Origin of the sequence: Thiomicrorhabdus sp. Milos-T2, assembly GCF_000702325.1 — a bacterium.
GTDB lineage: Bacteria > Pseudomonadota > Gammaproteobacteria > Thiomicrospirales > Thiomicrospiraceae > Thiomicrorhabdus.
Window position 1 is genome coordinate 1,363,621 of record NZ_KL370891.1, and the last position, 25,465, is coordinate 1,389,085.

Here is a 25,465-nt window from a genome sequence, read left to right on the forward strand (position 1 = left end):
GTGATCTCCTTTAAACTTTTTCAACTTTGATAGTGAATTCTTGTGAACGGAAACCTGCCACAACCGGGTCAACTTTGTAACCAATCACTTTATTAATGGCACTACCAAAACCTGCTGCACGACTTAAGGCCGCGTTTTCTGTCCCAAATGATGAGTACATAAATACGGATTCTGGCTGAACTTGATTAGTGACATAAGCTTTACCATCAACATTTAAACTTTCATCTTCAAGGTTTGTGATTTTAATCATGTCACCTGTTTTAATATCCAACTTGTCGGCACGCGTAGGGTTAATCCAAATCCCCGTGTAAATATCTTCTTTAAAAACATTAATTGCAGACAAGACTGGGTTATTGGCATTAGTAGAACCATGAGATACGGTTGGCGATTTACCATAAGTAAAGTAAAACTCACCTTCACCTAACATGCGGTCTTGATTGACTTTTTCACCTAAAATACCCGATGGGAAGTGCGTTGCTAATACACCAAAGTTAGGCGCACGCGTTGTACTGTTACCACGAATCATTTCAAATAAGCCAGAGTAAAACTCTAAACGACCCGATTTAGTCGGTACCGGCATTTTTTGAGGCATAGCCGCTTCTTCAAGCAACTCTTCCATGGTTTTAATGTAATAAACCCCTTTCTCACGCAGGATTTTTTCAAAGTTTTCAGCGGTTTCGCCAACCTCTTCAGCGGCATTTTCCATACTCACACGACGATAAGCTGCCGCATGAGGATCAGGGGTGCCTTTTGCGGTTTCTTCTGCCACATATTTCTTAGCTTTAGAGGCCGATAACCCCGCTAATTCATCAATAGATTGATAATAAGCTTCAACACCTGCTTTACCAGAAATAATCTCTGTCATTTTAAACATGACATCAGCCACTTCATGGGTATCGTAAATAGGGTCAATCGCTTTAAAGCGCGTTGTTAAGCCTAAATCTTGGTTAACACCATTTCCATAAATACCTGGCTCATCCCGTTCTAGATATGTTGAGTTAGGGAGAATAACATCCGCGTAAGCCGTCGTATCTGAAGGCAGAACATCCATACAAACCACACAACTAACATTGTCATGATTTAGCATGTCCTTCCAATAAGAGTCAGGGAAATAATGATGTACAGGGTTAGCACCATTAATAAAGAAGGCTTTCGTAAGATATTGCTCACCCTTATATTCAACCTCTCCACGCACAGACTCAAACAAACCTGTGTCGGCCATAACGGGTAAAGAGACCCAAGGCTTACCGGCTGCTTTTTGTTGCTCGGCAAAGGCATACGCCCATGCAGGCTTACCATGTTTAAAGTTTTTAGGATTACTGAAGACATCAACCACCATCTCTGCAAATGGCATTCCACCCACCGTTGCCAATGGATGCATTTGCTGTTCACCTTTTTGGCGAGCTTCATGGGTAGTGTGGACTTTATGACGCACTTCGGCGGCATTAATCCAGCCACCCTTGCTATCAATTCCCCCAATTAAGGTTTGTAACATAGCTTGTGTACGACGCAACATTTGTACATTGTTATAACGCGCGCCCATCCAGCCTGGATCAATAATGGCAGGTTTAATGTGAGAGTATTCATAAGCGATACGCACAATATCTTCAGCAGGAATCGTAGTGGTTTTAGCGGCAAATTCAGGCGTAATATGCTTAATTTCATCAAGCTGTGCTTCAAATACCGTTTGGACAGGCTTGCCATTGAGTTCTAAGCCTTCAGGTAATCTCAAGCTTGGAATCAGTCGCTTACCATCAAGGCTTAACTCATTGGCATTATCATGTGCCTTAACTTGTTGAACAGATGCGGTGACCTCGTCATAAACAGAAAAATTACCATTGGCATCACGAAGTATCTGCCACTCACCTTCCGCATCTTTTTCAATCAAGAAGGGTAAGTTAGTATGTTTAATACAAAAATCTTTGTCGTAATAATCTTTAGACATGATTTCGTTCATTAACGCCATGGTAAAGTCTAAATCGGTACCTGGACGAATACGCACCCATTCATCCGCTTTGGCAGCGGTTTCTGATAAACGAGGGTCTAACACGACCACCTTAGCACCACGCTGAATCCCTTCAGCGGCACGAACCACACGAGCTGTTGATACCGCCCCCATAGAACCGTTATTCGCGATATACATAATGTAACGAGCATTATCAAAATCCGGTAGGATTTCATCATGGATATTAAAGTTACCCGTCACTGAATCGGTGCCAAGGTGACCGGTGGTAACACAGTGCTGCATTGGTGAAGCAACAATATTAGGAATTTGGTTTGCCATTGAAAAAGGCACGGCCCAATTCATATAAAACACGCAGTTAGTCCAACCGCCAACGGTTGTCCACTCCCAAGGCTTAACGTCCTTGGTATTTTTAGCGATATACTCGTAAGCCTCTTCCCAGCTTGCTTTACGGAAAGCCATCTCGCCGCGTTTAGAACCTTCAACACGAATCATCGGTGTCTTTATACGGTCGGTATCGTAAGTTTGAAATAAACCAGACTGACCACGGGCACAAGCTCGGCCGCGGTTTAAGGTTGAATGAGGGTTCCCTTCTAGCTTAACAATACGACTTGTTTCGCCATCGGTTAGGGTACGAATCTCAATATTACATAATGAAGAACAAAAGTTACAAATTGTGTAATCTAACTTTTCTTTCATCTCTTTACGTTTGCTATCAGCAAACATCAGATCGTCCCATGAAGGTAAATGTGCCGAAGCAATTTTTGAAGTCGCTAAAGCACCCATTGCTGTTGTTGCAGCCGCACCTTTAATAAAGGTTCTACGAGTGAGTTTTGGAAATGACCATGCCATAAACTATTCCCTGTTTTTGACTAATAATATGCATTTATACAAAACTGAGTATAAGCACCGACTTATCTCAGTTAAAATCATTATTATTAATAAGGGAAAATAAAATTTATATATAAATAAACCTAGTAAATAACTAGGTTTCTCTCTAAACCTTAGTAATATAAGGGATTTAGCTGGCAAAAAAAACCCAAGATAAAATCTTGGGTCTTTTATAAAAGATTTGCTTAAATTTTATTTAAACAAAACTTGATTTGAAACAATCTAATTTTTAACCTTTCCAGGTGTTCTCATCTGACTCTTGACCTTTAAATGGCATAACCCACATCTGGTAAAGAGAGGTAAACAGCATAATACCGGCCGCCATACTGTATCCAAAACCACCAATAATGACAAAGTAAGCAAAATTAGGGTTTATTTTTGTTAACCACCACGAGGCAATATCTAAAATTAAGAACGCAAATGGTATAAAAATAATCGTTGCCTTCACCCAAGGTTTAAATCCAACAGCCATTGAGAAAATCAAGCCCACAAAGAAGAAGATAAAAGAGATACCAAATAAGTGAATATGAGAGACACGAGTTAATGACCCAATTTCTGCACCATGATCAACCTCAGCAATTTTCTTAATCACATCGTATTTAGTGATATTTGGTAGCGTTGGGATATTAGCGTGACACATTGCACATTTTGCATCGACGATGGGTTTAATAGTAGCCTTCCATTCAGCTTCATCGGCTCCTGCTCGCGCCCACTTAATCAGTGTTAAATTTTCTTCTGGCGTAGCCTTCTCTTTCATAGAACCGTGCAACTTACTTTCTAATTTAGAACCATTTCGGTTACCGTAATAGCTATAAACAATATCATCAACCGACAAACCAAACTTACCATCTGCCATACCGTGGGTTAACATAATTTGTGCACCCGCCATCATCAAACCTAAACCAACAACAAAAATATACCCTGTAAAAAGTGCCTTCATTGACAGTGACAAACTAGGTAAATTTAACCAAGAACTTTCTTTCATATTAACTCCATTTAATTTATGTGGATATCCAAATCACTGTTTATGATAAATTCAAACACAACGAACTGCATAAGCAATTTTTTTATTCTTTATTAAAAATATTCTTAATGAATGCTTAAAAAAATCGTAAAGTGAATAAATTTGCTTCACATGGACATACATAGACAGTTTGAAACTAAAGACAGAGATTATCCACCTGAAAATTTTTATTATGACTTAAAATACCTTATATAAGCATATTCTTATACATGGTTTATCAACTGGATTTTTAAGACTTATTTCATAAGATCTATTTCTTAAGGTTTAACTCTTAAGGTTTATCAATCATAAACTCTTCGTAATTTATACCTGATCTATCAATAACAACGGGAATTGCCGTTAAGCCAACTCGTGCTTGTTTCATTGTTTTTGAACTCCCTGAAACTAAAGGATGCCAATCTGCTAGACCTTGTCCACGGTAAATCATTCGATAAGCACAAGTATCAGGCAACCAATCAAACTCTGCTACGCGTTCTAAGGTTAATTGAACACATGTTGGTACGTTAACGCTTCTATTTGCATAATCTTTACACTGTCCAGTATCTACATCTGAGTATGGACAGACAACGGATGTATAAACCACTTCGTCTGTTTCATCATCTTGTAACTTGGTTAAACAGCATAATCCGCAGCCGTCACACAATGATTCCCATTCTGTTTGCGACATCTCATCTAAGGTTTTAGTTTCCCAAAACGGTTTTGCTTTATTACTCATATTACTCACAAAAAACTAAGTTAATTTATTTAAGGTATTTATTTAAAATATTTATTTAGACTATTCATAAAAAGACTATTTAAATAGCTTCCAAGGTTGTTGCCAGTTTTGTAAAAGGTTTACGGTCTCGTTTTGTAAAAAGCGTTTTCCTGTATCGGGATTACAGACATATTCATAATCTTGACCATTTAATGTAAAACGAATGGCATAAGCGTGTAAGTAGCCTCTATCGTTAAGTTTTGCTTTTAGTGAATCACCATAACGTTCATCACCACAAATCGGTGACGATAAACTTTTCATAGCGACTCTTAACTGATGGGTTTTACCGGTTTTAGGTTTTAACAAATACAGTCGCTCACCAGGTTGAATTAAAGCACTCACAAATTGAGTGATTGCAGGGTTACTTTGTGTTTTGGTTAACATCCAATTCCCTCTTCGCGCGGGAATCATATCTCCTTTAACCCATCCCTGTTTCTTTTTGGGCCTTTGGTCTGAAATAGCAATATAAAACTTTTCGACTTGGTGAGTTTCAAATAATTTCTGAAAATTCTGAGCGTTTAGTTTATTTAGAGCCAAAATTAACAGTCCAGAGGTCATTTTATCTAAACGATGCACCGGATAAATCTCATTAACACCTAATTGCTGTTTAACCAAAACTACCAGGCCTGGTGATTCTTCTGAGTGAAAATTTAACCCCGCAGGTTTATTCACCACAATAAAGTCATTATTTTGAAAAAGAATAGGAATCACGTTTATTCAGTCTTATTAGTTCTTATTAGCTTTGATTAGTAATAGATTGTTGGAGTTCAAACATTGATGAATGCATGGTTTGCCCATTAATGATTAATTCAATTTTATGCAGGCCTGGTAAATAGTGACGAGTGCTAATCAGCTTAAAGTTATGACGTAAGTTAAACGCCTTACAATCCGAGTTATAACAAGATTCAGCCAGTTTAAATACTTTACGGTATGGACTCTGCGATTTTCTTAAAAACCATAACGCATATTCTAACCGCAATACCCCTAATTTTTGTTGAGATGTAATGATAAATTGCCCATTTAAAACCTCACCAATTTGGACATTTTTATCTAACTGCCATTCATTAAGCGTTATATGTTCAATAGAACCATACCCCATTAACGCCAACGCTTTGGCATTGCCTCTTTTTAATAATGTTCTTAGTGCATGTTTAACAATCCACTTGGTTTCATTACTAGGACTATTATGCGTTAACCAAGTTTCCAGTAATTCTAAAACCCATTGTTCTTGGCTCTTACTTAAATCATTGAGTAAATTGGCAACACTTTTTTGTACATAACGACTACCATCTGAGTGTAAATTTTCTAATATAGGCCTAACCCACTCTGGGTTTTCTGCAATCCAGTTTAAATGCCCAGCCCACGGTAAACGAGGCCTAACGCCTTCACTCGCCAAACGCCTTAAGTGCTCATTATTACTTTTTGACCAAATTAAGAGTTGCTGTTTAGTCTTTTCAGGTTCTTTAGTTAAAAATGCTCTAATAGCAAATTCTGCAGTACTGTTCTTAGTAAACAGAGCCAACGCTTGCATGGATGATTCAAAATCATTCAAGCCATAAAGCTCTACATAATCAGCAAAAATAAAATGAAACAAGCCACTAAATTCAACCGATACCGCTTTCAGTATGTTTAAAGACTCTAAGTATGAACAACTTAAATAAACTTGAAGTTGCTCACTAAGTTTGCGTATTCTCTGCTTTAAAGCAAGATTAACCCATTGTTCATCTAAAACAGAGTGTTCAAAACTTAGGGCGTCAAAATCTGGTTTAATGTTTTTTATTAGACCTGTCAATTTTTTGATATTTTGCTTACTAATTTCTTCTTTTAATAACTTTGACAAAACAATTCCAACATAATTCCAATATAAAACTTATATAATTCAATAAGTTAATTAATTTTAAAGTTAAAAACTCAAAACTGGCACACCATTTGATATAACCGTAGTTGTAGAATAAAAAAATATCGTAATAACGTCGATTAATTGACACTAGTACAGATTATTAAAAAGGATACTGACCATGTCGACCATGAATACCACACAAAAAATTCAAACCTGTTTAGAGTTTATTGACCAACGATTAGAGACCACCTCTGAGCAAACTATTCAAATTGCTGAAATGATAATTGCCGATATTAAACAACTAACCGAAGGTTATCAGGCCGCCATTGAAAGTGGCAACCTAAAAAATCATTCTGAACTTGTTAGAGCCACTCAAATGAACTGGGTAAATCAATTGCATGACATTATTCTTGAACAAACTAACCGCGATTTAAATGGTCAGGTCATCATCGCACTACAAAAGTTTGTTGATAGTTTGAATGAAAACCAACTTAAACACTACCCATTTGAACTTCCTAGTGCCGTTGCGAGTAAACAGCCAAATGAACATGAGTATTTAACTCAAGACGAAATTGATATCTTAATGGGTCAACAAAACCTGTTTAATGAGACTGTCACTCACTAAAAGACAAAATCAAAACCTATCATTGCCGTGATAAGTCCGCTCTGAATTCTGTTCTTAGCGGACTTTTTAGTATTTAAAGCAAGCCCATAATCAGATACATTTAAAGTTCATCCCAATAAGGTTTATCGGCAAAATACTCAATTAAAAAATCAATAAAACCCCGCGCACTTTGAGATAAAAATCGATTTTGTGGATAGATTGCATAAGCATTGATAGAAGCCAACTTATGATCTGGTAACACCTGTTTAAGCAATCCCTCTTTTAATGCTTTCCAACAAACAAAAGTGGGCGTCAAAATAACACCATTACCCTGTATTGCTAAGGCCTGTAACAAATCACCATTATTAGATTGTAATCGTCCTTTTACAGTTAAAGTCTCTTTTTTACCCTTTGGATTAGTTATGGTGAAGGTATCACCTGCATCCGCTGAATATCTTAAAAAGGTTCTTTCACTCAATGCCTTGACCGTTTTAGGTTCACCGTACTCTTTTAAATAGTTGGGGCTAGCACATAACATCATCTTAATCCGTAATATCTTTCTGGCTTGAATAGATGAATCATGTAAAACACCAATTCTTAATGCCACATCCACACCCTCTTGCACCAAGTTAATCTCTTTATCAGAAAGATCTACCTTAATGTTTAATTTTGGGTGTTTTTGCATAAAAGCATCAATGACTGGCGTTAAATGCAATAACCCAAAAGACAGAGGTAAAGCTAAGTTTAGCTGACCTTCAAAAGATTCACTCGACCTTGCCAAGCTATTATCTAAGGCTTTTACAGAATCGACCACGCCTAACGCTTGGTTATAATAAAGCTGACCAGCTTCAGTTAAATTAAAACGGCGCGTGGTTCTATGAATAAGCTTAGTTTGTAAACGGTTTTCTAACTCAGCTAGCCTTCTACTGACCGCTGATTTTGCAATATTTAATTGTTCCGCCGCTCGACTAATTCCACCTGCTTCCACTACTCTAATAAAAACCTGAATATTCTCTAACTGCCCCATAGTTACCTCTTTTAATGCTGAAACAAACAGAATTAACATTGTTGCCAAAACAAGAACACTTAATTCAAATATTGCCAGTTTATTCACTATAAAACAACAGTTATGATTTTCACAAACATCAAAAAGAGGTTGAAACAAAAAAATATGACATCGACAAATAGAAGTATTAACTACAAAACCCGTGGTATACCAGCATCTGATGGGGCAGGAGTGCGTTTAACTCGAATTATTGGAAGTCCAGAGCTAGAGCAACTAGACCCTTTTTTAATGCTCGATTATTTTGAATCAACCAATCCCAATGATTACATTGCAGGGTTTCCACCTCATCCGCACAGGGGGTTTGAAACCGTAACCTATTTATTGGCTGGAAATATGCGCCATAAAGACAACAAAGGCCACGAAGGTTTAATAAAAGCTGGAGGTGTTCAATGGATGACGGCAGGCAAAGGCATTATTCATTCTGAAATGCCCGAACAAGAAGATGGCTTAATGATGGGATTTCAACTTTGGGTAAACCTACCTTCTTCTGCCAAGATGGTCGAGCCAAGTTACCAAGAATTTTCACCTGATGAAATATCTCTTGAACAACGTAATAATGACACTCAAATTAAAGTCGTCACCGGTAAAACATCACAAGGAACCATTGGCCCCGTTAAAAATAGCTACATTCAACCTTTAATGATGGATGTAACTTTGCAAAATGGCGCTGAATTTACCGAAACGATAGATTTTGATGCTAATGCATTTATCTACTTAATTTCAGGCTCGCTAAAGTTAACCCAAGCACAATCAGGTTTTAAAGAGATTCAAGCAAAAGAGCTCGCTATATTAAGCGAAGGCGACAACATTCATTTAACGGCATCAACTGATAATACTCGTTTTTTACTGGTTGCCGCGCAGCCAATTAATGAACCTATTGCCAAAGGTGGTCCATTTGTGATGAATACTCAATCTGAAATTAAGCAAGCCATTGCTGACTACAACAATGGATTGTTTTAACACCAAAACAAAAACTCAAACTCAAACAAAAGCCAAAACTAAGATTAAAAAATCGATTTAGTGCTAATATTTCTCAATAGAATTTAAAACCGAATTTAAAACCGGATTTAAGACAGAGCACAAAACAACAAACTAACCAGGCCTGGTGATTTTAAAATAGAATCTTAACAACGAGTTAAAAGGAATCTCTTAAACTAGCAGGCCTGGTTCAAGTCTTACACAACACAAATAAACCATAAATTAATCTATGACCAACGTACCCTATCAAATTAAAATTCACTCAAGAATTGCAGAAGTTTCAGCGGTTCAATGGGATAATTTAATTGAGAATAACCACCCGTTTCTTACACATGGTTTTTTGAATGCCTTAGAAGTACACCATTGTGTCAGTGAAAAATACGGTTGGATACCTCATCATATTGCGATATACGATACTCAAAACCAATTAGTGGCGGCCATGCCGCTTTACGAAAAACACAATAACTATGGTGAATTTGTATTTGACCAAGCTTGGGAACAAGCCTGGAACCAAATTGGACTGCCCTATTACCCAAAACTTGTTTCAGCCACACCTTATACCCCCGCGCTAGGTCAGCGTTTTTTAGTTAATCCTCAGTTATCCGACAATGAAAAAACAGATTTATATGAGTTGCTGTTTACCCATATGACCGAATTTTGTGATGAAAACAGCATGAGTGGTGCTCACGTTTTATTTGCCAAACCCAATCAACAGGCCTGGTTAGCTGATCAAAACAACCCAAATTGTTATATACGACATGACTGCCAATTTCACTGGCACAATCAAAACTACCAAACATTTGAAGACTTTCTGGCTCAGCTAAAACCTAAAAAACGTAAAAACATTCGTCAAGAACGTAAAGCTATCCAGCAAACCGGAATTACTTATCGCATTTTAAATGGTCACCAAGCTAGCGAACAAGACTGGGAAAATTTTGATTTTTTCTACCAAAAAACCTTTATTGAAAAGTGGAGTACTCCAACACTGAATATTGGCTTTTTTAAAAGCATTGGTGAAACACTTGCCGATAATATTGTATTAGTCCTAGCAGATAACCCAAACGGCGAATGTATCGCCGGCGCCCTAATGTTTAAGTCTGACACACATTTATATGGCAGACACTGGGGAGCTGCGCAAGAGATTAAACATCTGCATTTTGAGGCCTGTTTTTACCAGGGCATTGAGTATGCCATAAACCATAACTTACAAATATTTGAACCCGGCGCTGGGGGTGAACATAAAATTGCTAGAGGCTTTACGCCTGTTGCCATGCAATCAACCCATTGGTTAGGACTTAACCCTTTTGAACAAGGAATCAAGCAGTTTATTGCTCAAGAAAAACAAGCGATAGATGAGTATATAAAAGATTGTCAGCAACACTCACCTTATCAATAAACAACCAGGCCTGGTAACGTTAAATAAAGAGACCTACCTTTGCTATAACGCTTGATTTACGTTATAACTCTTATATTCACCTTTAAACCTAAACTTGACTGGAGTCATTATGAAAAAAATCATTCTTGCCGTCTCTTTCAGCGCATTAAGCCTAACGTTATTACCCACAGTAAGTTGTGCTGATAACCATAAAATGAATCACCCAGGAAAACCTTCTGCGGAGTTTTTTAAAGAATTAAATCATGCTAGTTTTATGCCTAATTTAATGAAAACCATTAAACAGCACAAAAAAGAACTCAAAGTCACAAAAGAACAAATGCAGGCATTGAAAAAGTTTCATAAAACGCAATCGCCTAACGTTCAACGAATGGTAAAAAAGCTTATTGAGATGGAAGCCGAAGGTAAAAGAATGGCCCTAGAAAATTATCCGCCAGAGCAAGTTATGCAAGTGGGTAAAATGAGTTTAAATATGCGCTTTGATTTAATGATGGCCAAATTAAAATGCCGTTCATTTATAAAGTCGGTCCTTACACCTAAGCAGTACAAAAAGGTCTTAACAAGTTATAAATAATCGGCACGCTTAACCAGGCCTGGTTGTTTGCTAAAATTGCCTCCCAAAGTTAATATCCAATTTTGGGAGGTCATTTCAAATTTTAATTTTCAACTTACTTGAAATAAATAATTAAATAAAACAAAGTTTTAAATAATTTATTTAAACTTAATTCTAATCAAAATCCTAATCTATCTTCAAGCTTATCTAAAGCCTGCATAACACACGCTTCATCCTTTTCGCCACCTGGAGCTCCGCTTACACCTATCGCCCCAATTCTCACTCCGCCACTAATAATCGGTACACCACCCACCATCATTAAAACACCATCAACATGATTAAGTTCTGGACGAATATCACCTCGTTTTGCTCTAAAATCACCCGACTTTAATCCCGACATAATCGTCGCATTGGCTTTCTCTTCGGCTATTTGTAGGGTAAATCTTGAAGCAAAATCATCACGTAAAGCAACACGCTGATTACCGTGTCTATCGACTACCACTGCACTCACTGAATAACCTTGCTTTCTACACGCTAAAACCGCTTCAGTCGCTAAGTCACGCGCCAACTCCATACCAATATTTTGCTCATCAACGACATCTTCAGCATAAGCGTTACTTAAACCTAACGATGCTGTAGACAAGCCAACGGCGAGCCCTAAAACATAAACCGTCTTTTTCATTAAAACCTTCATATGCTTTCCCTTTGTACTTTTATCGACTCTTGCAAAAGTTTCTACTTAAAATTTTCTACTCAACAACATCTACTCAACAATATCTATTTAAGGCACTTATAAATCGCAAATTCCATACGACCTTCGAGTACTGGCGAAATAGCAACAATAGTATCGCCACGCATATTTACCGCTTCATTACGTGCGAGCAAAATTAAATCCTTTCTCATTGCCGCTGTATCTCTTTCATAAAGCCCTACTCGGCTTAAAACAGAAGTCGTTGTGCTACCCAACTTTTTACAGTGAGCCACTTCATCTGCATCCAAAAGCCCTACTCCATAAGCACCAGGTAAAGGTTGAATCCAACTACAAGCAGAAAGCAATAATACTGAACTTAATATCAAGACACTTTGTATTCGTTTTTTCATCTCTAATTCCATTTGAAGTTTTTAAATTATTACTGTGCTAAATATTAACCTATAACCTTAACTAAAAAAAATAGATTTTGCTAAAGCTAAATTCAATCGCAAAAAAAGACAAAATACATGATTTTTTTGGAATAGGTTGTTATTTAGTTTTACGGCTGTTACTTTGGTCAATCGATTTTTAGCGATATTGCAAATCTATGCCATAAAATACTCTTAAAGAACCTGAGTTAAGCTAATTTTAAACTGCTATTTAAAGAGCACTAAATATGAAAAAATTTGAAAACAACAAGCCTTATTCTCAATCTAGTGAAGAAAATAAAGAGGTCATTTTTAAACTTATTAACCCTCTTTTAAGTCAGAGTAAACGTGTATTAGAAATAGCTAGTGGTACAGGGCAACATGCCGTTTATTTTGCTGAAAAAATGCCCTTTTTGAGTTGGCAAACATCTGATTTAATTGAATCTCACTCGGGAATTAAACAATGGATAAACAGTGTGAATTTACCCAATATTCTGCCTCCATTAGAATTAAATGTTTCTGAGACACAATGGCCAAATACCTATTACGATGGTATTTTCAGTGCAAACAGTTTTCACATTATGAGTAAGCAAAATGTAACTGATTTTTTTAAGAATGTTAGCGCTATTCTGAATGAAAAAGCGATTGTAATAATCTATGGCCCGTTTAATTACAACGGCGCCTATACCAGTGAGAGCAATGCTAACTTTGATATATGGCTCAAAAACAGAAATTCTCAGAGTGGCATTAAAGATTTTGAATGGTGTGATTGTTTAGCTCAAGAAGCACAACTGAGTTTATTAGAAGACATTGAAATGCCCATGAATAACCGTATTTTGGTTTGGCAAAAGAAGATCTAAAAAAATTGAACTTAATCTGGCAGTACAACAGCTAAACTATTAACATCATTTGATAAAAAATCATTATCAGATTTGAGTTATTTTGCATTTTTTTGATGTTTAATATTGAAGCTTGGACAAACGCCTTAAGTCCCCTTGTAATAAATGGTGCAAGGTTCTTAGCGTAGTGAACGGTAAAAAAACGCTGCTGTTTGAGCGCAGCGAGTTCAGCGTTTTCAGTTCACAAGCTTAGAATTTGCCTATTTATGGAGTGGGGTTTGTTTTTTGGTTACTTTTTGCCAAATTGCAAAAAGTAACGGGAAGCCTGAGTGACACAATTTAAGGCAAAGGCGTAATTTTAAAAAGGCTTCTCAATCGCTATATGATTAATTTCAAGCTTTTACAAGTAAAGGGGCATTTGGGTATAGATAACTTTTTAGGATAACGTATTAAGATAACGCCTTAAAACAACTGGTTATATAACTTTTCCAAGTTCATATACAGCTCATCACCTGAGAAAGATTGCATTTGTTCAATGACTTCAAACATCACCACATTATCTTCTTTACCATTCCAATCTTTAATGTAAGTGCCCTCTTTATAGCCATTGTCTTGTCTGAATGTATTTAACACATTCTTGGCCATATAGATTTGATAAAGTTGCTCAAATTCCAGCTCTGCAACGGTACAAGAATCAAAAAAACTCGTGCTCAAATCTAAAAGGTATTCATGGGAAACGCCTTCTTATTTCAATGCCAAGCGCATCATTTTTTCATGTACTCTTACTTCATCCAACACCGAATTAGGTTTAGGATGATCAACTTGTTGATTAGCCAACAATGCTTTATAAAACAGGTCTTTACAAGTTTCTTGATTAAAGTGCTCTAAGCCTAAACTTAATAAAAAATGCCAAATATCCACTAACTCAACACGAACATTTTCAATATCCGTTTTAGCATCTACCGCTTTCCAATGTTTCCAGGGGTAGCTATCAATTAACTCCGCAGATTCCATAACAATACAACGACGCCAATCAATGGTTTTACCCAACTGAGTAACGCCTGAACGCCATGCGTCTCCATTTGTGGCACAGTTTAATGTGTTTTGCATGGTTAGCATTTCATTTATCGCAAGTGAGGTTTCTGGTTTTTGAGTTGTTTGGGTCATGAGTTACCTAATTAGTTAACGTTTTTAGTTAACGCTTTGTCATATTAAAATTATTACGCCGATAAAACTGGCAACAAATAAAAAAAACAACCAGGCCTGGTTGTTCATTCAATCATTTGCTTTTATAAACCAATAAATATACTTAGAATCATACACTTAGAGTCATATACTTATTATCTTTTTGTATTAAGCTTTTAAAGGTTTTACACTAAGTAAAGAAACAAAAAGCGAGATAACAATCGTACCAAAAACAAAGCAAAACATACCTTGTGCCGTTGTTAACCACCAAGTAAAGGCGTTACCGGGTGTAAAGGCTCCAGACATAGTGAACTGAACATTTAAAGATTGAATTAGCCCTGCAATATGCGATGCACTCTGAAAATAATTAGGCACATCACTAAAGACTCCATTTATTTGATAAATGCTCGCAAAGAGAAACATAGCAGTTAAAAAGTTCACCATTGCCAACACAATAACTCTACCGGTTGCAGAGACCATTGAACCTTCTGTAATTTTACAAATACCAAACAAAATAACGCCTAACTCTTTATTGACGATGCCAAATATGCGCAACATAAGAAAAAGTAAAACCCACAATGGCCAATTGATTTGCGGGAAATTAACGGTCATTAAGGTTAAAGCAATCGATAAGCCGAGCCAACCTACAATATAAAATTCTGATAAAAACAGACGCTTATCGCGAATTTTTTGCCAGCTCTGAGATTCTATTTCAAAATGACTCTCTTGACGTTTGAAGTAACTATCCACCCAAAAATAAGGCGAAAACACATACACCCAACGTATTAACTGCTTAACAAATTCTGCGGTATTTAGCATTTAATCAACCTTTTCTAAAAAACGACAATCAAAATTTAAGCCGCTGTTCTTCTACTAATAGTGGATAAAAGTTTAAAACTTCTTTTGCATCAGTAGAACTTAAACCATGCCCAATAATATAGGTATTGGGTCGTAAATAATTTTTTAATTCACCAAAACTAGCATGCCAAGCGTTTCGATTAGCCCTTGCATCTAAAATACACACATCAGCTTGCTGAACAAATTTATATAAACTTTGATCTACGCAGCTGTCGGCGGTATAACCCAAGCGCGCTTTGCCATTGGCATCTCGTAATACAAAACCGTAACTGAGCTCAGAGTGAACGCCTTGATAAAATTCAATCGACAATCCAAAAGCCAATTTAAAAGGCTGATAAGGTTCAATTTCTGACCAATCGGCCAGCTGTTCAGCAGAAATTTGCTGAAAGTGTTCAGCTATACGATAAGCTTGTAAACGTTTAGAAACCTCTTTAGCCGCTAAAACATTTATTTTATTACCCTTTGCGTGCTCAACCCTTAAAACAACCGGCAAGTCACCTGAGTGATCTGAATGATTATGAGTAATAATCACTTGTTGAGGAAACTCACCAAAATATTGAATAACCTTATGGCCAACGCCTAAACCTAAATCGACCAAACAGAACGGTTTACTCTTATGAAGTAGCATAAAACTACTACTTGCCAAACCATGATAAACAGAAGATGCTCCTGCTCCAGTTCCTAAAACCACTAACTCAAATTCTGTATTTTGCAACCTATTCTCACTACGTATAAAATTGAAGGTTAACGTAAGCCTCTCCAGGAGACCTTTGCAAAGACCTAAAGGGTTAACCCACAACAAATCAATATTTTAAATTCTACCAGGCCTGGTTAATTACTGAAGAAACCCGTGATGACATATTTGTTTTATTCGTCTATTTAGCTATTTGATTATAAATGAGTAAACAAAACCTCTTCAGGTAAGCGTGATTTAGGTAGTTTTGCATTAAAGTCTTCATCGGATTGATAACCTAATGCCACAATAGCTACTGCGGTAAGACCTTTGTTGGCTAAGTCAAATTCTTGATTTAGCACCTCTAAATCCACACCTTCAATAGGGACGGCATCAACCCCTAAAGCGCCCGCTCCTAAAAGCAGGTTCCCAATATTGAGATAAACCTGCTTTTCTGTCCAACAGCGCACGTCATGCCACTCTTTACGGTGTAAATCAGAATAAAAACCACGAACTTTTAAAGCCATAGCTTTACCTTCTGGATTAGAAAAGCGCCCATCTTTATCTTCTTGATCCGTTATATATTGTAAGTACTCGTCGGTAATGTCTGTTTTAGCACAAAATAAAACCACATGAGAAGCGGCTAAAATTTTGGGATGGTTAGCACTGTATGCACCCTCAGTACCTTTCGCTAAGCGTTGCTTACCGGTGGCTGAATCGGCAATAATAAAATGCCAAGGTTGGGAGTTAATACTAGAAGGACTTAAACGTAATAAGGTTTTAATCTGAGTAAAGTCAGAATCAGAAATTTGCTTGCTCGCATCAAATTTTTTGGTTGCATATCGTTTTTTTGCTACCTCAACAATACTCATTCTTTGGGTTCCTTAGGTCTATTTTGAGTTGTTGATATGATAATAAAAACCCAGGCTTAAGTGTAAAAAAACACCTAGCCTGGTATGAGATACCTTAATTAATGGCTTAACCTACTTTAGAAAAGAAGGATAAAACTTTATTAGAGAGCGTTATCTCTTCTTCAGCCTCTAAAACAATAGGAATGGTGTCTAAAACCGAATCAGGGTTTAGACTCATTGATGAAACGCCTTCTTTGACTAAAAAGGCTGCAAATTCTGGGTAGTCTGATGGTGCTTGTCCACAAATACCAATGGGTTTGTTATTTCGTTGAGCACCGTCAATGGCCATTTTAACCATCTTTTTAACCGCCGCATTGCGTTCATCATATTCAAATGCCACTTTGTGCGAATCACGATCAACCCCTAATACAAGCTGAGTCAAATCGTTAGTTCCTATGGAAAAACCATCAAAATATTCTGAAAATTCATCCATTAATAGCACATTACTGGGTAACTCAACCATCATAAAGACTTTCAGGCCATTCTCTCCTCGTTTAAGTCCATTCATGGCTAAGTTGTCAATAACAAGTGCGGCCTCTTCCACCGTTCGGCAAAATGGAATCATAATCACCACATTTTCTAACCCTAGGTTTTCTCTAACGTGTTTAACCGCTTCGCACTCTAAAGCAAAACTCTCTTTGTATTGAGCATCGTTGTAGCGAGCGGCACCTCTAAAGCCAAGCATTGGGTTTTCTTCATCTTCTTCAAAAACATCACCGCCTATTAAGGTTGCATACTCATTGGTCTTAAAATCAGATAACCTTAATACAACTTCTTTAGGATAAAATCCCGCGGCGATACTCGCAATGCCTTCTGATAACTTATCAATAAAGAACTCTCGACCACTCTCATAGCCTGCCGTAATTTCGGTAATTTGTTTTTGTACAGCCGTGTCAGTTACTTGATGTGGATTTAATAAAGCTTGTGGATGAACTTTAATACTATTGCTAATAATAAATTCCATACGTGCCAAACCGACGCCTTCATTAGGAATTTTGTTAACAATAAAAGCTTGTTCAGGATTGCCTAAATTCATTTTAATTTTGGTTTTAGGCAAGGTTAAATCACCAATATCTATTTCTGTTTCCGTAAATTGTAAAATTTCATCATAAACCCGACCTTCATCCCCTTCTACACAAGAAACCGTTAAAGCGGCACCATTTTTAATTAAATCCGTGGCTTTTTCGGTACCAACTACGGCTGGGATTCCTAACTCACGGGCAATAATAGCGGCGTGACAAGTACGACCTCCACGATTGGTAACTAACGCTGCAGCTTTTTTCATTATCGGTTCCCAGTCAGGGGTGGTCATATCAGCAACTAACACCTCACCTTCTTGAAATTCATGCAAAAATTCCGCTGATTCAATCACTCTAGCTTTACCACTAGCCACTCGGCTCCCCACGGCTCTACCTTTTACTAAAGCTTCTGGACGATTCTCCTGTAATGAATACTGTTTTAAGAACCCACCGGATTTCTGAGAAACCACTGTTTCAGGACGAGCTTGCACAATCATGATTTCGCCAGTTATGCCATCTTTGGCCCATTCAATATCCATCGGGCGATTCACACCCGCATGCTTAGAATAGTAATCTTCAATCTTAATGGCATATTCCGCTAACCTCATGACCTCTTGATCGCTAATACAAAAAACCTGTTGCTGCTCTAAAGGCGTGGTCACATTTTCAATGCATTCATGACTTTCATCACCATTTTTAGCGTCACTTGCATAAATCATTTTGATTTTTTTCGACCCTAAATGACGTTTTAAGACATTTCTAAAGCCTTTTTTAAAAGTGGGCTTATGTACATAAAATTCATCGGGTTCAATAGCACCTTGCACAACGTTTTCACCCAGACCATAGGCTCCGGTAACTAATATAAGGTCTTCAAAACCACTTTCGGTATCTACTGTAAACATTACTCCAGAAGACGCTAAGTCTGAACGTACCATGAGTTGAACTCCAACAGACAAAGAAACATCAAAATGATCAAAGCCTTGTTCAGCACGATAATGAATTGCGCGATCATTAAACAAACTTGCAAAACACTGCTTACAAGCATCAATATAATCATCTATTCCAGAAATATTTAAATACGAATCTTGTTGACCAGCAAAACTAGCGGTTGGTAAATCTTCTGCTGTAGCTGAACTGCGAACGGCTAATGAAAAATTTTCACCAAGTGAATCGGTCAAGGTTCTGTAGGCCATCACCATTTCGTCATATAAGCTTTTAGGTAACCCTGCGTTATAGATTAATGATCTAATCTTTGCACCGCTCTTTTGTAGCGCTTGTGTATTTTCAACATCAAGCGCATCTAAAATCGAATGCAGTGGCTCTAATAAATCATTTTCTTTAAGAATAACGTTATAGGCGTCAGAGGTAATAGCAAAGCCATTTGGCACAGGTACACCCTGCGGAACCAAACTTTGATACATCTCTCCTAAAGAAGCATTTTTACCTCCTACCAACTGAATATCATTTATACCCACTTGTGAAAAAAATCGGATATACGAACTATTTACAAATTGTAATTCTGACGTCATAACCTTCTCCAGATTTAATAATCATTTGTTACAGCGCTAGATTACCGTTTTTTTTCAACCACAAACCTTTTTGAATATTGATATTTACAATACTTACTATAGAAAACACTTAAGTTATAGCCTTTATATAATAAATTCATAAGGTTACAACTAAACAAAAACTAAAACCAAACCTATTTAGAAGACGATATTTACAAAAAAAGATTCTAAAATTAACCCAAATTTTAGGATTTATTAAAGAAAAACATCAAATTAACGCTTAATTTCAAAAGAAAATAACGCTAATCAAGACACTCAAAATTAACAAATCTATAATCAAGCAAACCTCTATAAATTAATGTGACAGATAAAAAATCCACATAGATTTTATAAATCATAAACATATTGTCATAAGTTTTATTTATGCTCGATAATTTATATTAAGTACCCCCAAAACTAAAACTGTATATACTTTGAAGCACCAAAAATGACGGCAACCAACTTTAGGTCATTTTTAGCTTTTACAAAACACAAAAATTAAAAAGCATAAAATATCTCTTTTAATCTTAATCAGGAGCATTAAATTGAATACTAAACTTTTAGCAGCCTTTTCTGCAGCCTTAATATTACCGGCTTGTACGACAACAGGTCATCACGAAGATCACCACGAAGGGCATCATGCTTTAGTAAGTGATGAAGTTATTGCTGAACAACGCGCAGAATTAGCAGAAAGCACTCACGGAAAAGGCTTTGGCCCACAAGCTCCACGAGATATAGATTCTAAAGCAGGAAACAACCATATTGCATTTAATACCGCACCTGCCGCAAGCCAAATGAACCTATGTAACATTCACTTTCATAAAAATGCCGAGCACAAAGGTGGAGAGTTCATTAAGTTTGCAGGTAATGGCGATGGTCATGGCTACTTAAGTGGATATGCTTATTCTGGTCAGTTAACCGCAAAAGAAACTCAAAAGGTTCATAACGAAATTTGCCCAAGTGCTCACGGAAGCTTATACCCTGGGGATACGATTGAAGTGCACTATGTGTATTCATCAGCGCAAGTCACACCAGGCCCAACCTTAGGTTCTTGTTTAAGTGATTCCATTAAAAACCCACAACTTCGCGTTGAAGGTCAAGTTTATGTGCTTGTTAACGACAAGAATGCACTCGATTTTAATGCGTTAACTAAATATGGCATTAAGAATGGTCAGCAACAGGCATTAAATATCCCTACTAACACAGGCACGCCTGTTCAATATGCTGGCTCAACAACCGGACCTGGTTATAACGAGAAAGGTTCACCTTTCCAAGTCACCTGGAGTGTTCGTCCTAAGGTCGCTAAAGTGAACATTGAAAGTGTTGCTCAATGGTGTAAAGGTAACGTATTTAAAGAAGATCACGCTCACGGCGTAAGAAATTTAGTCACTAACCCTGATTTGCTTTCTAAAATTAAATAAGTGTTAAAAAAGTTCAACTAGAAATTGGTTAACTATTTTTAGCGAACACATACGAACACATTACCTAACTCATGCTTTGAGTTAGGTAACTCTTTAAACGAACCTTCCTCTTGTCTCTTTTTTTAAATAAATCACTTAATCCTTTCGAATAAAACCCACAATCCCCGTCAAAATTAACATCATTTTTGAACTCGCTATTGAGTTACCAGGCCTGGCACTAGTGTCCGGAATAATATTTCAGTACCACAATTCATATACCAGCCTCCCATAGCGGAAGTTGGTATTTCTTAAACTCTTCCCGTTGTTGTTTTCGCCTAAAGTATTCACTCTGCTGAATAGGTCTTTCAAACAACCCATGAGCAAGCCGCCAAAACGTTACTCTCAACGGTTCTGCTGACTTATTTTTCATCTGTTCAAGCTTAATCAATAGATACACAATAAGGGCTGATAGCACTTGGATACGAACAGCATTACTGTTTTGGCCAATGAAGCTTTTGATTTTGAGGTGTTGTTTAATCCATTTAAAAAATAATTCAATTTGCCAGCGTTGCTTGTATAGATGGGCAATCTCTTGAGCTGAACGCTCGAAGTCATTGGTAATCAATACCAATTCACCTTTATTATCGTCACGTTTGACAACAACACGGCGCATCTGGAATTGACCAAGACGTTTTTTCTGGCTTGAACCACTAAACTCAATGCATTGGTCTTCAAGAATATGAGGGGCTTTTTCATCGAGTTCGTAGGATTGTATGACGGTAATTGCCGCTCTTTTTTTCAAACGACAGACCAGCTTGATTTTTTGATCATTGAGCTTTTTCCACCAGAGGTAGTCTAAGTACCCTTTATCCATCACATAGGTTGAACCTGGTTCTAAATTCCACTCTCGTGCTTGAGTAATATCAGGAATATTGGCCTGTGTGATTTCAAAACAAACAGGGACTTGGTTGGATAGTTCTAGTTGCATATGCAGCTTAAAGCCTGTGACTCGAGAACCTTGTACTGCCCAGTCAAAACCTTTACCGAGCAGTTGAATTGGAGAAGAGTCTATTAGATAGGTAAAAGCGTGGAGTTCTTTTCGTAATTGTCGATTCACACCAGCCATGAGTTGTTGGCAAAGTGCTTGATAGACATCAGCAGAGCGTTTACGGTTTGCTTCAGATAATGTGCTGCGTTTCAGCTCTTTTACGCCTAAGTGGTAGTGGTGAGAGGATTGGGCGTTAAACCCTTCAACCAACTGGCGTAATGATTTAGTGCCACTAAGTTGTGCGTACATCATCGCGACTAATTGATTCCAGCTACTAAACCCTTTGGCGTGTTTGTCGGTTTGATATTGATGAACAAGTGATTGAAAAGTGGTACGAATGGGTTTTAAAAATTGGGCAAATCGGGTAGAGTTAAACACAGCCGTAATCTCATTGTTTTTGAAGTCTATTTCGTGGTGGAAATACTTCTATCCTAGGAGTTACGGCTTTTTTGTCAAGGCTTTTAATATTTATTCCGGACACTAGTGCCAGGCCTGGTAAGTTAAAAGCGTTTTTTCATTAACTCTTATTTTACGTTTATTACTTTAATCCGCGTCTTTAAAACCTGTCATTATCTAATTTTTGTACTATGATAAAATTCTAAATCATGCCAAATACAATACGTTTAAAGAGAGTCATATGCAGTACAGCCAATTAGGAAACACTTCCATAAAAGTCAGTAAAATCTGTTTAGGTACGATGACTTGGGGTCAACAAAATACCCAAGCAGAAGCCTTTGAGCAGATGGATTATGCATTAGACCAAGGCGTTAATTTTTGGGATACTGCTGAACTTTATTCTGTACCACCTAAAGCAGAAACCTACGGTGCAACTGAACAAATTATTGGTAACTGGTTTGCCAAAACTGGCCGCCGTGATGAGGTGGTCTTGGCTTCAAAAATAGCGGGACCTGGTGAATTTGTTGAACATATTCGTAAGGGCAAGACTCGATTTAATCAAACAACCATTGAAACAGCCTTAAATCAGTCTCTCAGCCGCTTACAAACTGATTATATTGACTTATACCAACTACATTGGCCTGAACGTCCAACCAACTATTTTGGGCAACTAGGTTTTGAAACACCAAAAGAATCTCCGCAAGATTTAACCCCCATGGCAGAGACTTTAGAAGCTCTCTCACAACAAGTAAAAGCAGGTAAAATTCGCCACATAGGCTTATCAAATGAAACCGCCTGGGCAACTATGAAATTTATTCAATTAGCAAAAGAGATGGGGCTAGAAAAAATTGTATCGGTACAAAATCCATATAACTTGTTAAACCGAAGTTATGAAGTAGGGTTAGCTGAAATTTCACATCAAGAACATGTTGGTTTACTTGCCTATTCACCGCTGGCATTTGGTGAATTAAGTGGTAAATATTTAAACAACCAAAAACCTGATAATGCCAGAATAACACTATTTCCACGTTTTGATCGCTACCAAAACCCTCAAGCACAAGCGGCGATTCAGGCCTACTATGATTTAGCTCAAAAGCATAGTCTCTCTTTAACGCAACTGGCATTAAGTTATGTTAATACCCGCCCTTTTGTTACCAGCAACATTATTGGTGCAACCAGCATGCTACAACTTGAAGAGAACATTAACTCGATTCACACCACGTTAAACAACGAACTACTTGTAGAGTTGGAGCAAATTCATCAAAAATACACTTATCCATCACCTTAATTCTTCGACTCTTTAAATCTTCAAATTTTCAAAACGTCTCAATAAGGGAGTGTATGCCATCACTCCTTATTTTTACCAGGCCTGTTAACTTAGAAATCACTTTTTAATTAAGGTATTAAGCACTTGTTTTACTTGTGATTTATCCCATTCTATCGCTGAATTCACTGAATAACGTAACCTACCTTGAGCATCAATAATAAAAGAACTCGGAAACGCAAATATTTCATATTGATTTGAGACCTTTCCATCTAAATCAATTAATACCGGAAAGTCTACCTGCGCATTCTTTAAAAACGCTTTAATGGTCTCAGGAGTTTCTTTAAAATTAACAGAGACAATCTCAAAATCATCCACTTTAAATTTTTTAGCAAGACGATTCATAGAAGGAATCTCTTTAACGCAAGGCGGGCACCAACTTGCCCAAAAGTTAAGCAAAACTACTTTTCCACGTTTGTCTTTTAAATGAATTTTATTACCTTGCACGTCGCTCAACTCAAAATTAGGCGCTATGCGTTTATCAATAGGAACTAACCCTTTAACACTCATTGTTGCCGTTGTAGTTTGCAAGTTAACTGCAGGCTTAAAGTTTTGCGCAGCAGATACCTGACCTGCTTTTAACCAGGTTTCAAAACGTTCTGAAATCTTTTCACCCTCCTGTTTTTCTAAATCAGAAGGGTCACGTCGTAAAAAGTACCAATCTCTTGAATTTGCTGCCGAAGCAACCGTCACTTGGCTGTTACCAGACTCCAATGCCTTAATAATATGCGGAAGTTTCCATTTATAAGTACCTTCACTAGGTTGCACAAGGGTAATCGGTAAACTCGTTGAAGCAACAATAGGAAATAATCTGGGAGCATCACCTGCTTTTTTTGGCGCATCAAAAAAATTAGGGAAAAATGTCACCACCTGTTTAAGATTACCAACACCATGATTAGGATGCTCATTTAACTGCCATAAACGACTGCCACGCAATAAAATTAAACTCATTCGTCCTGTACTAATCGGTACAAAAAACTTGCCAGTTTTATTGGTTTGCTTAGTGGCATATTCCAATACGGCAGCCACCCCTTCTCCACTTAATCTGCGTACATTAGTTGGTGTTCGTTCTAAAAAATAAGAATCCAAAAGATCAACCTGCCAAAACTCATAGCCTAAATCATTAAATTCAGAGATCAATTTTTTAAACGGTTTTCGGCTTGAATAACCTTCTGTAAACCAAATTAAGATTGGCTTCTTAGGTTCAGAAAAGGTTGCTGGATAGACCTTAACGGTTACTTCTTCACCCGAATCTAATGGTAAATTAATATCCTCACTTGCCTGAACATAAGAAAGGCAAAACCACAGACTAATGAAACTAATCGAAATACGCACTGTTAAATTCCTTAAAAAAAGCTAAACTTCCCTATCGCTATAAACATAAATCGTCTTTCAAATATTTAGCCGATTAATTAATCTATCGTTAGCAACGATCTTTTATCAGTTTAGAAATCTAAATGCCAGGCTCAGTTGCGCTTGCTTTATCCCACATAACATCACACTTCTCTTCAGCGGCAGCCTTCAATAGTTCAATTAAGGGCATTGCCCGGCTTTGCTGACTTATACTTGAGGCATCATCATCCCATGCACTGTTATTGGTTTCAGTAAAGGTCGCAGAATTGGCTTTAATTGCTTTCGTTAAAAGGTCAAGCGCCTCAGGAACATCCTCGGCTAAAATTGCACTCGGTATTGTCCCACTATGCCCCATTTTGTTTATCATGTAACTGGCAACATCACCAAACATCGTTACCCCTGCATGCGCTTTAGTTTTAAAAGTAACTAACATTGGTTTTCTCCATGTATTATTAAACGATGTGTAATTCAACGATGTGTAATTCAACGCTTTAGAATCAGTGTAAACTATATTTTAGCGACTCAAATATAATAATCATGTATATATATCATCAACTTAAATCACTAAAAGTACTCAAAAAAACAGATAACGAACTTTTTGTAAATACTACACTCCAATTTAAGGATTTACTTTATTAGACGCTTTTACATTCATTATTCTTCAAGTAATACAGGCTGTTAATGCCCTAAAATAGAGTCTGAACAAACTTATCATTATATATTGAAG

The 25,465-nt window shown here is 37.1% G+C and carries 22 protein-coding genes and 1 pseudogene; 7 read left to right on the forward strand and 16 right to left on the reverse strand.

What is annotated here, in order from left to right; translation table 11 throughout:
- Positions 1–10: 10 nt before the first annotated feature.
- The 5 genes from BS34_RS0106175 to BS34_RS0106195 form a co-directional block, all read right to left on the reverse strand.
- Positions 11–2,815, reverse strand: a complete 2,805-nt coding sequence (locus tag BS34_RS0106175) for a molybdopterin-dependent oxidoreductase (protein WP_029407664.1) — start codon at positions 2,813–2,815, stop codon at positions 11–13.
- A 268-nt stretch (positions 2,816–3,083) separates the two neighbouring features.
- Entirely contained in the window at positions 3,084–3,839 is a 756-nt protein-coding gene (locus tag BS34_RS0106180) for a hypothetical protein (protein ID WP_029407665.1), read from the reverse strand.
- A gap of 310 nt (positions 3,840–4,149) precedes the next feature.
- Positions 4,150–4,593, reverse strand: a complete 444-nt coding sequence (locus BS34_RS0106185) for a YcgN family cysteine cluster protein (protein WP_029407666.1) — start codon at positions 4,591–4,593, stop codon at positions 4,150–4,152.
- Positions 4,594–4,668: 75 nt separating this feature from the next.
- Positions 4,669–5,343 (reverse strand): TIGR01621 family pseudouridine synthase, encoded by a 675-nt coding sequence (locus tag BS34_RS0106190; protein ID WP_233993150.1) that lies wholly within the window; start codon positions 5,341–5,343, stop codon positions 4,669–4,671.
- A gap of 25 nt (positions 5,344–5,368) precedes the next feature.
- Positions 5,369–6,472 carry a DNA alkylation repair protein gene (locus tag BS34_RS0106195; RefSeq protein WP_029407668.1) on the reverse strand — a complete coding sequence of 368 codons (1,104 nt, stop codon included), beginning with the start codon at positions 6,470–6,472 and terminating at the stop codon, positions 5,369–5,371.
- A 178-nt stretch (positions 6,473–6,650) separates the two neighbouring features.
- Between BS34_RS0106195 and BS34_RS0106200 the strand changes: the two genes are divergently transcribed.
- Entirely contained in the window at positions 6,651–7,097 is a 447-nt protein-coding gene (locus BS34_RS0106200; protein ID WP_029407669.1) for a hypothetical protein, read from the forward strand.
- A gap of 100 nt (positions 7,098–7,197) precedes the next feature.
- Here BS34_RS0106200 and BS34_RS0106205 read toward each other — a convergent pair whose 3' ends face one another.
- On the reverse strand, positions 7,198–8,142 hold the full coding sequence (locus tag BS34_RS0106205) for a LysR family transcriptional regulator (protein ID WP_233993200.1): 945 nt from the start codon (positions 8,140–8,142) through the stop codon (positions 7,198–7,200).
- A gap of 105 nt (positions 8,143–8,247) precedes the next feature.
- Here BS34_RS0106205 and BS34_RS0106210 point away from each other — a divergent pair, with 105 nt between their 5' ends.
- The 3 genes from BS34_RS0106210 (at position 8,248) to BS34_RS0106220 (ending at position 11,087) form a co-directional block, all read left to right on the forward strand.
- Positions 8,248–9,102, forward strand: coding sequence for a pirin family protein (locus BS34_RS0106210; RefSeq protein ID WP_029407671.1), 855 nt, complete (start codon positions 8,248–8,250; stop codon positions 9,100–9,102).
- 247 nt (positions 9,103–9,349) lie between these two features.
- The gene (locus BS34_RS0106215) at positions 9,350–10,516 is read left to right on the forward strand and encodes a GNAT family N-acetyltransferase (RefSeq protein ID WP_029407672.1); all 1,167 of its coding nucleotides are present in this window, start codon (positions 9,350–9,352) and stop codon (positions 10,514–10,516) included.
- 109 nt (positions 10,517–10,625) lie between these two features.
- Positions 10,626–11,087, forward strand: a complete 462-nt coding sequence (locus BS34_RS0106220) for a Spy/CpxP family protein refolding chaperone (RefSeq protein WP_029407673.1) — start codon at positions 10,626–10,628, stop codon at positions 11,085–11,087.
- Positions 11,088–11,244: 157 nt separating this feature from the next.
- Here the strand turns inward: BS34_RS0106220 and BS34_RS0106225 are convergent, their stop codons facing one another.
- Both BS34_RS0106225 and BS34_RS0106230 read right to left on the reverse strand, forming a co-directional pair.
- The gene (locus tag BS34_RS0106225; protein WP_233993151.1) at positions 11,245–11,760 is read right to left on the reverse strand and encodes a GlcG/HbpS family heme-binding protein; all 516 of its coding nucleotides are present in this window, start codon (positions 11,758–11,760) and stop codon (positions 11,245–11,247) included.
- A gap of 83 nt (positions 11,761–11,843) precedes the next feature.
- Entirely contained in the window at positions 11,844–12,167 is a 324-nt protein-coding gene (locus BS34_RS0106230) for a DUF4156 domain-containing protein (protein WP_029407675.1), read from the reverse strand.
- A gap of 266 nt (positions 12,168–12,433) precedes the next feature.
- Here BS34_RS0106230 and BS34_RS0106235 point away from each other — a divergent pair, with 266 nt between their 5' ends.
- Positions 12,434–13,045, forward strand: a complete 612-nt coding sequence (locus BS34_RS0106235; RefSeq protein ID WP_029407676.1) for a DUF938 domain-containing protein — start codon at positions 12,434–12,436, stop codon at positions 13,043–13,045.
- Positions 13,046–13,486: 441 nt separating this feature from the next.
- On the opposite strand, the pseudogene BS34_RS13110 reads toward BS34_RS0106235, so the two are convergent.
- From BS34_RS13110 to ppsA, 5 genes and pseudogenes are all read right to left on the reverse strand, one after another.
- Positions 13,487–14,191, reverse strand: a pseudogene (locus tag BS34_RS13110) (dUTP diphosphatase).
- Positions 14,192–14,377: 186 nt separating this feature from the next.
- Entirely contained in the window at positions 14,378–15,028 is a 651-nt protein-coding gene (locus tag BS34_RS0106245; protein WP_029407677.1) for a hypothetical protein, read from the reverse strand.
- Between the two features lie 28 nt (positions 15,029–15,056).
- Positions 15,057–15,782, reverse strand: a complete 726-nt coding sequence (locus tag BS34_RS0106250; RefSeq protein WP_051640717.1) for an MBL fold metallo-hydrolase — start codon at positions 15,780–15,782, stop codon at positions 15,057–15,059.
- Positions 15,783–15,958: 176 nt separating this feature from the next.
- Entirely contained in the window at positions 15,959–16,612 is a 654-nt protein-coding gene (locus BS34_RS0106255; protein ID WP_029407679.1) for an oxygen-insensitive NAD(P)H nitroreductase, read from the reverse strand.
- Between the two features lie 106 nt (positions 16,613–16,718).
- Entirely contained in the window at positions 16,719–19,199 is a 2,481-nt protein-coding gene (ppsA, locus tag BS34_RS0106260) for a phosphoenolpyruvate synthase (RefSeq protein ID WP_051640718.1), read from the reverse strand.
- 563 nt (positions 19,200–19,762) lie between these two features.
- Here ppsA and BS34_RS0106265 point away from each other — a divergent pair.
- Entirely contained in the window at positions 19,763–20,638 is an 876-nt protein-coding gene (locus tag BS34_RS0106265; protein WP_029407681.1) for a delta-class carbonic anhydrase, read from the forward strand.
- A gap of 250 nt (positions 20,639–20,888) precedes the next feature.
- Here the strand turns inward: BS34_RS0106265 and BS34_RS0106270 are convergent, their stop codons facing one another.
- Positions 20,889–22,043 carry an IS4 family transposase gene (locus tag BS34_RS0106270; protein ID WP_051640592.1) on the reverse strand — a complete coding sequence of 385 codons (1,155 nt, stop codon included), beginning with the start codon at positions 22,041–22,043 and terminating at the stop codon, positions 20,889–20,891.
- Between the two features lie 259 nt (positions 22,044–22,302).
- On the opposite strand from BS34_RS0106270, the gene BS34_RS0106275 reads away from it, so the two are divergent.
- Positions 22,303–23,349: an NADP(H)-dependent aldo-keto reductase gene (locus tag BS34_RS0106275; RefSeq protein ID WP_029407682.1), complete on the forward strand. Its 1,047-nt coding sequence runs from the start codon at positions 22,303–22,305 to the stop codon at positions 23,347–23,349.
- 96 nt (positions 23,350–23,445) lie between these two features.
- Here the strand turns inward: BS34_RS0106275 and BS34_RS0106280 are convergent, their stop codons facing one another.
- Positions 23,446–24,720, reverse strand: a complete 1,275-nt coding sequence (locus tag BS34_RS0106280; protein ID WP_051640719.1) for a TlpA family protein disulfide reductase — start codon at positions 24,718–24,720, stop codon at positions 23,446–23,448.
- A 118-nt stretch (positions 24,721–24,838) separates the two neighbouring features.
- Positions 24,839–25,171 carry a DUF1840 domain-containing protein gene (locus tag BS34_RS0106285; protein ID WP_029407684.1) on the reverse strand — a complete coding sequence of 111 codons (333 nt, stop codon included), beginning with the start codon at positions 25,169–25,171 and terminating at the stop codon, positions 24,839–24,841.
- Positions 25,172–25,465: the final 294 nt, after the last annotated feature.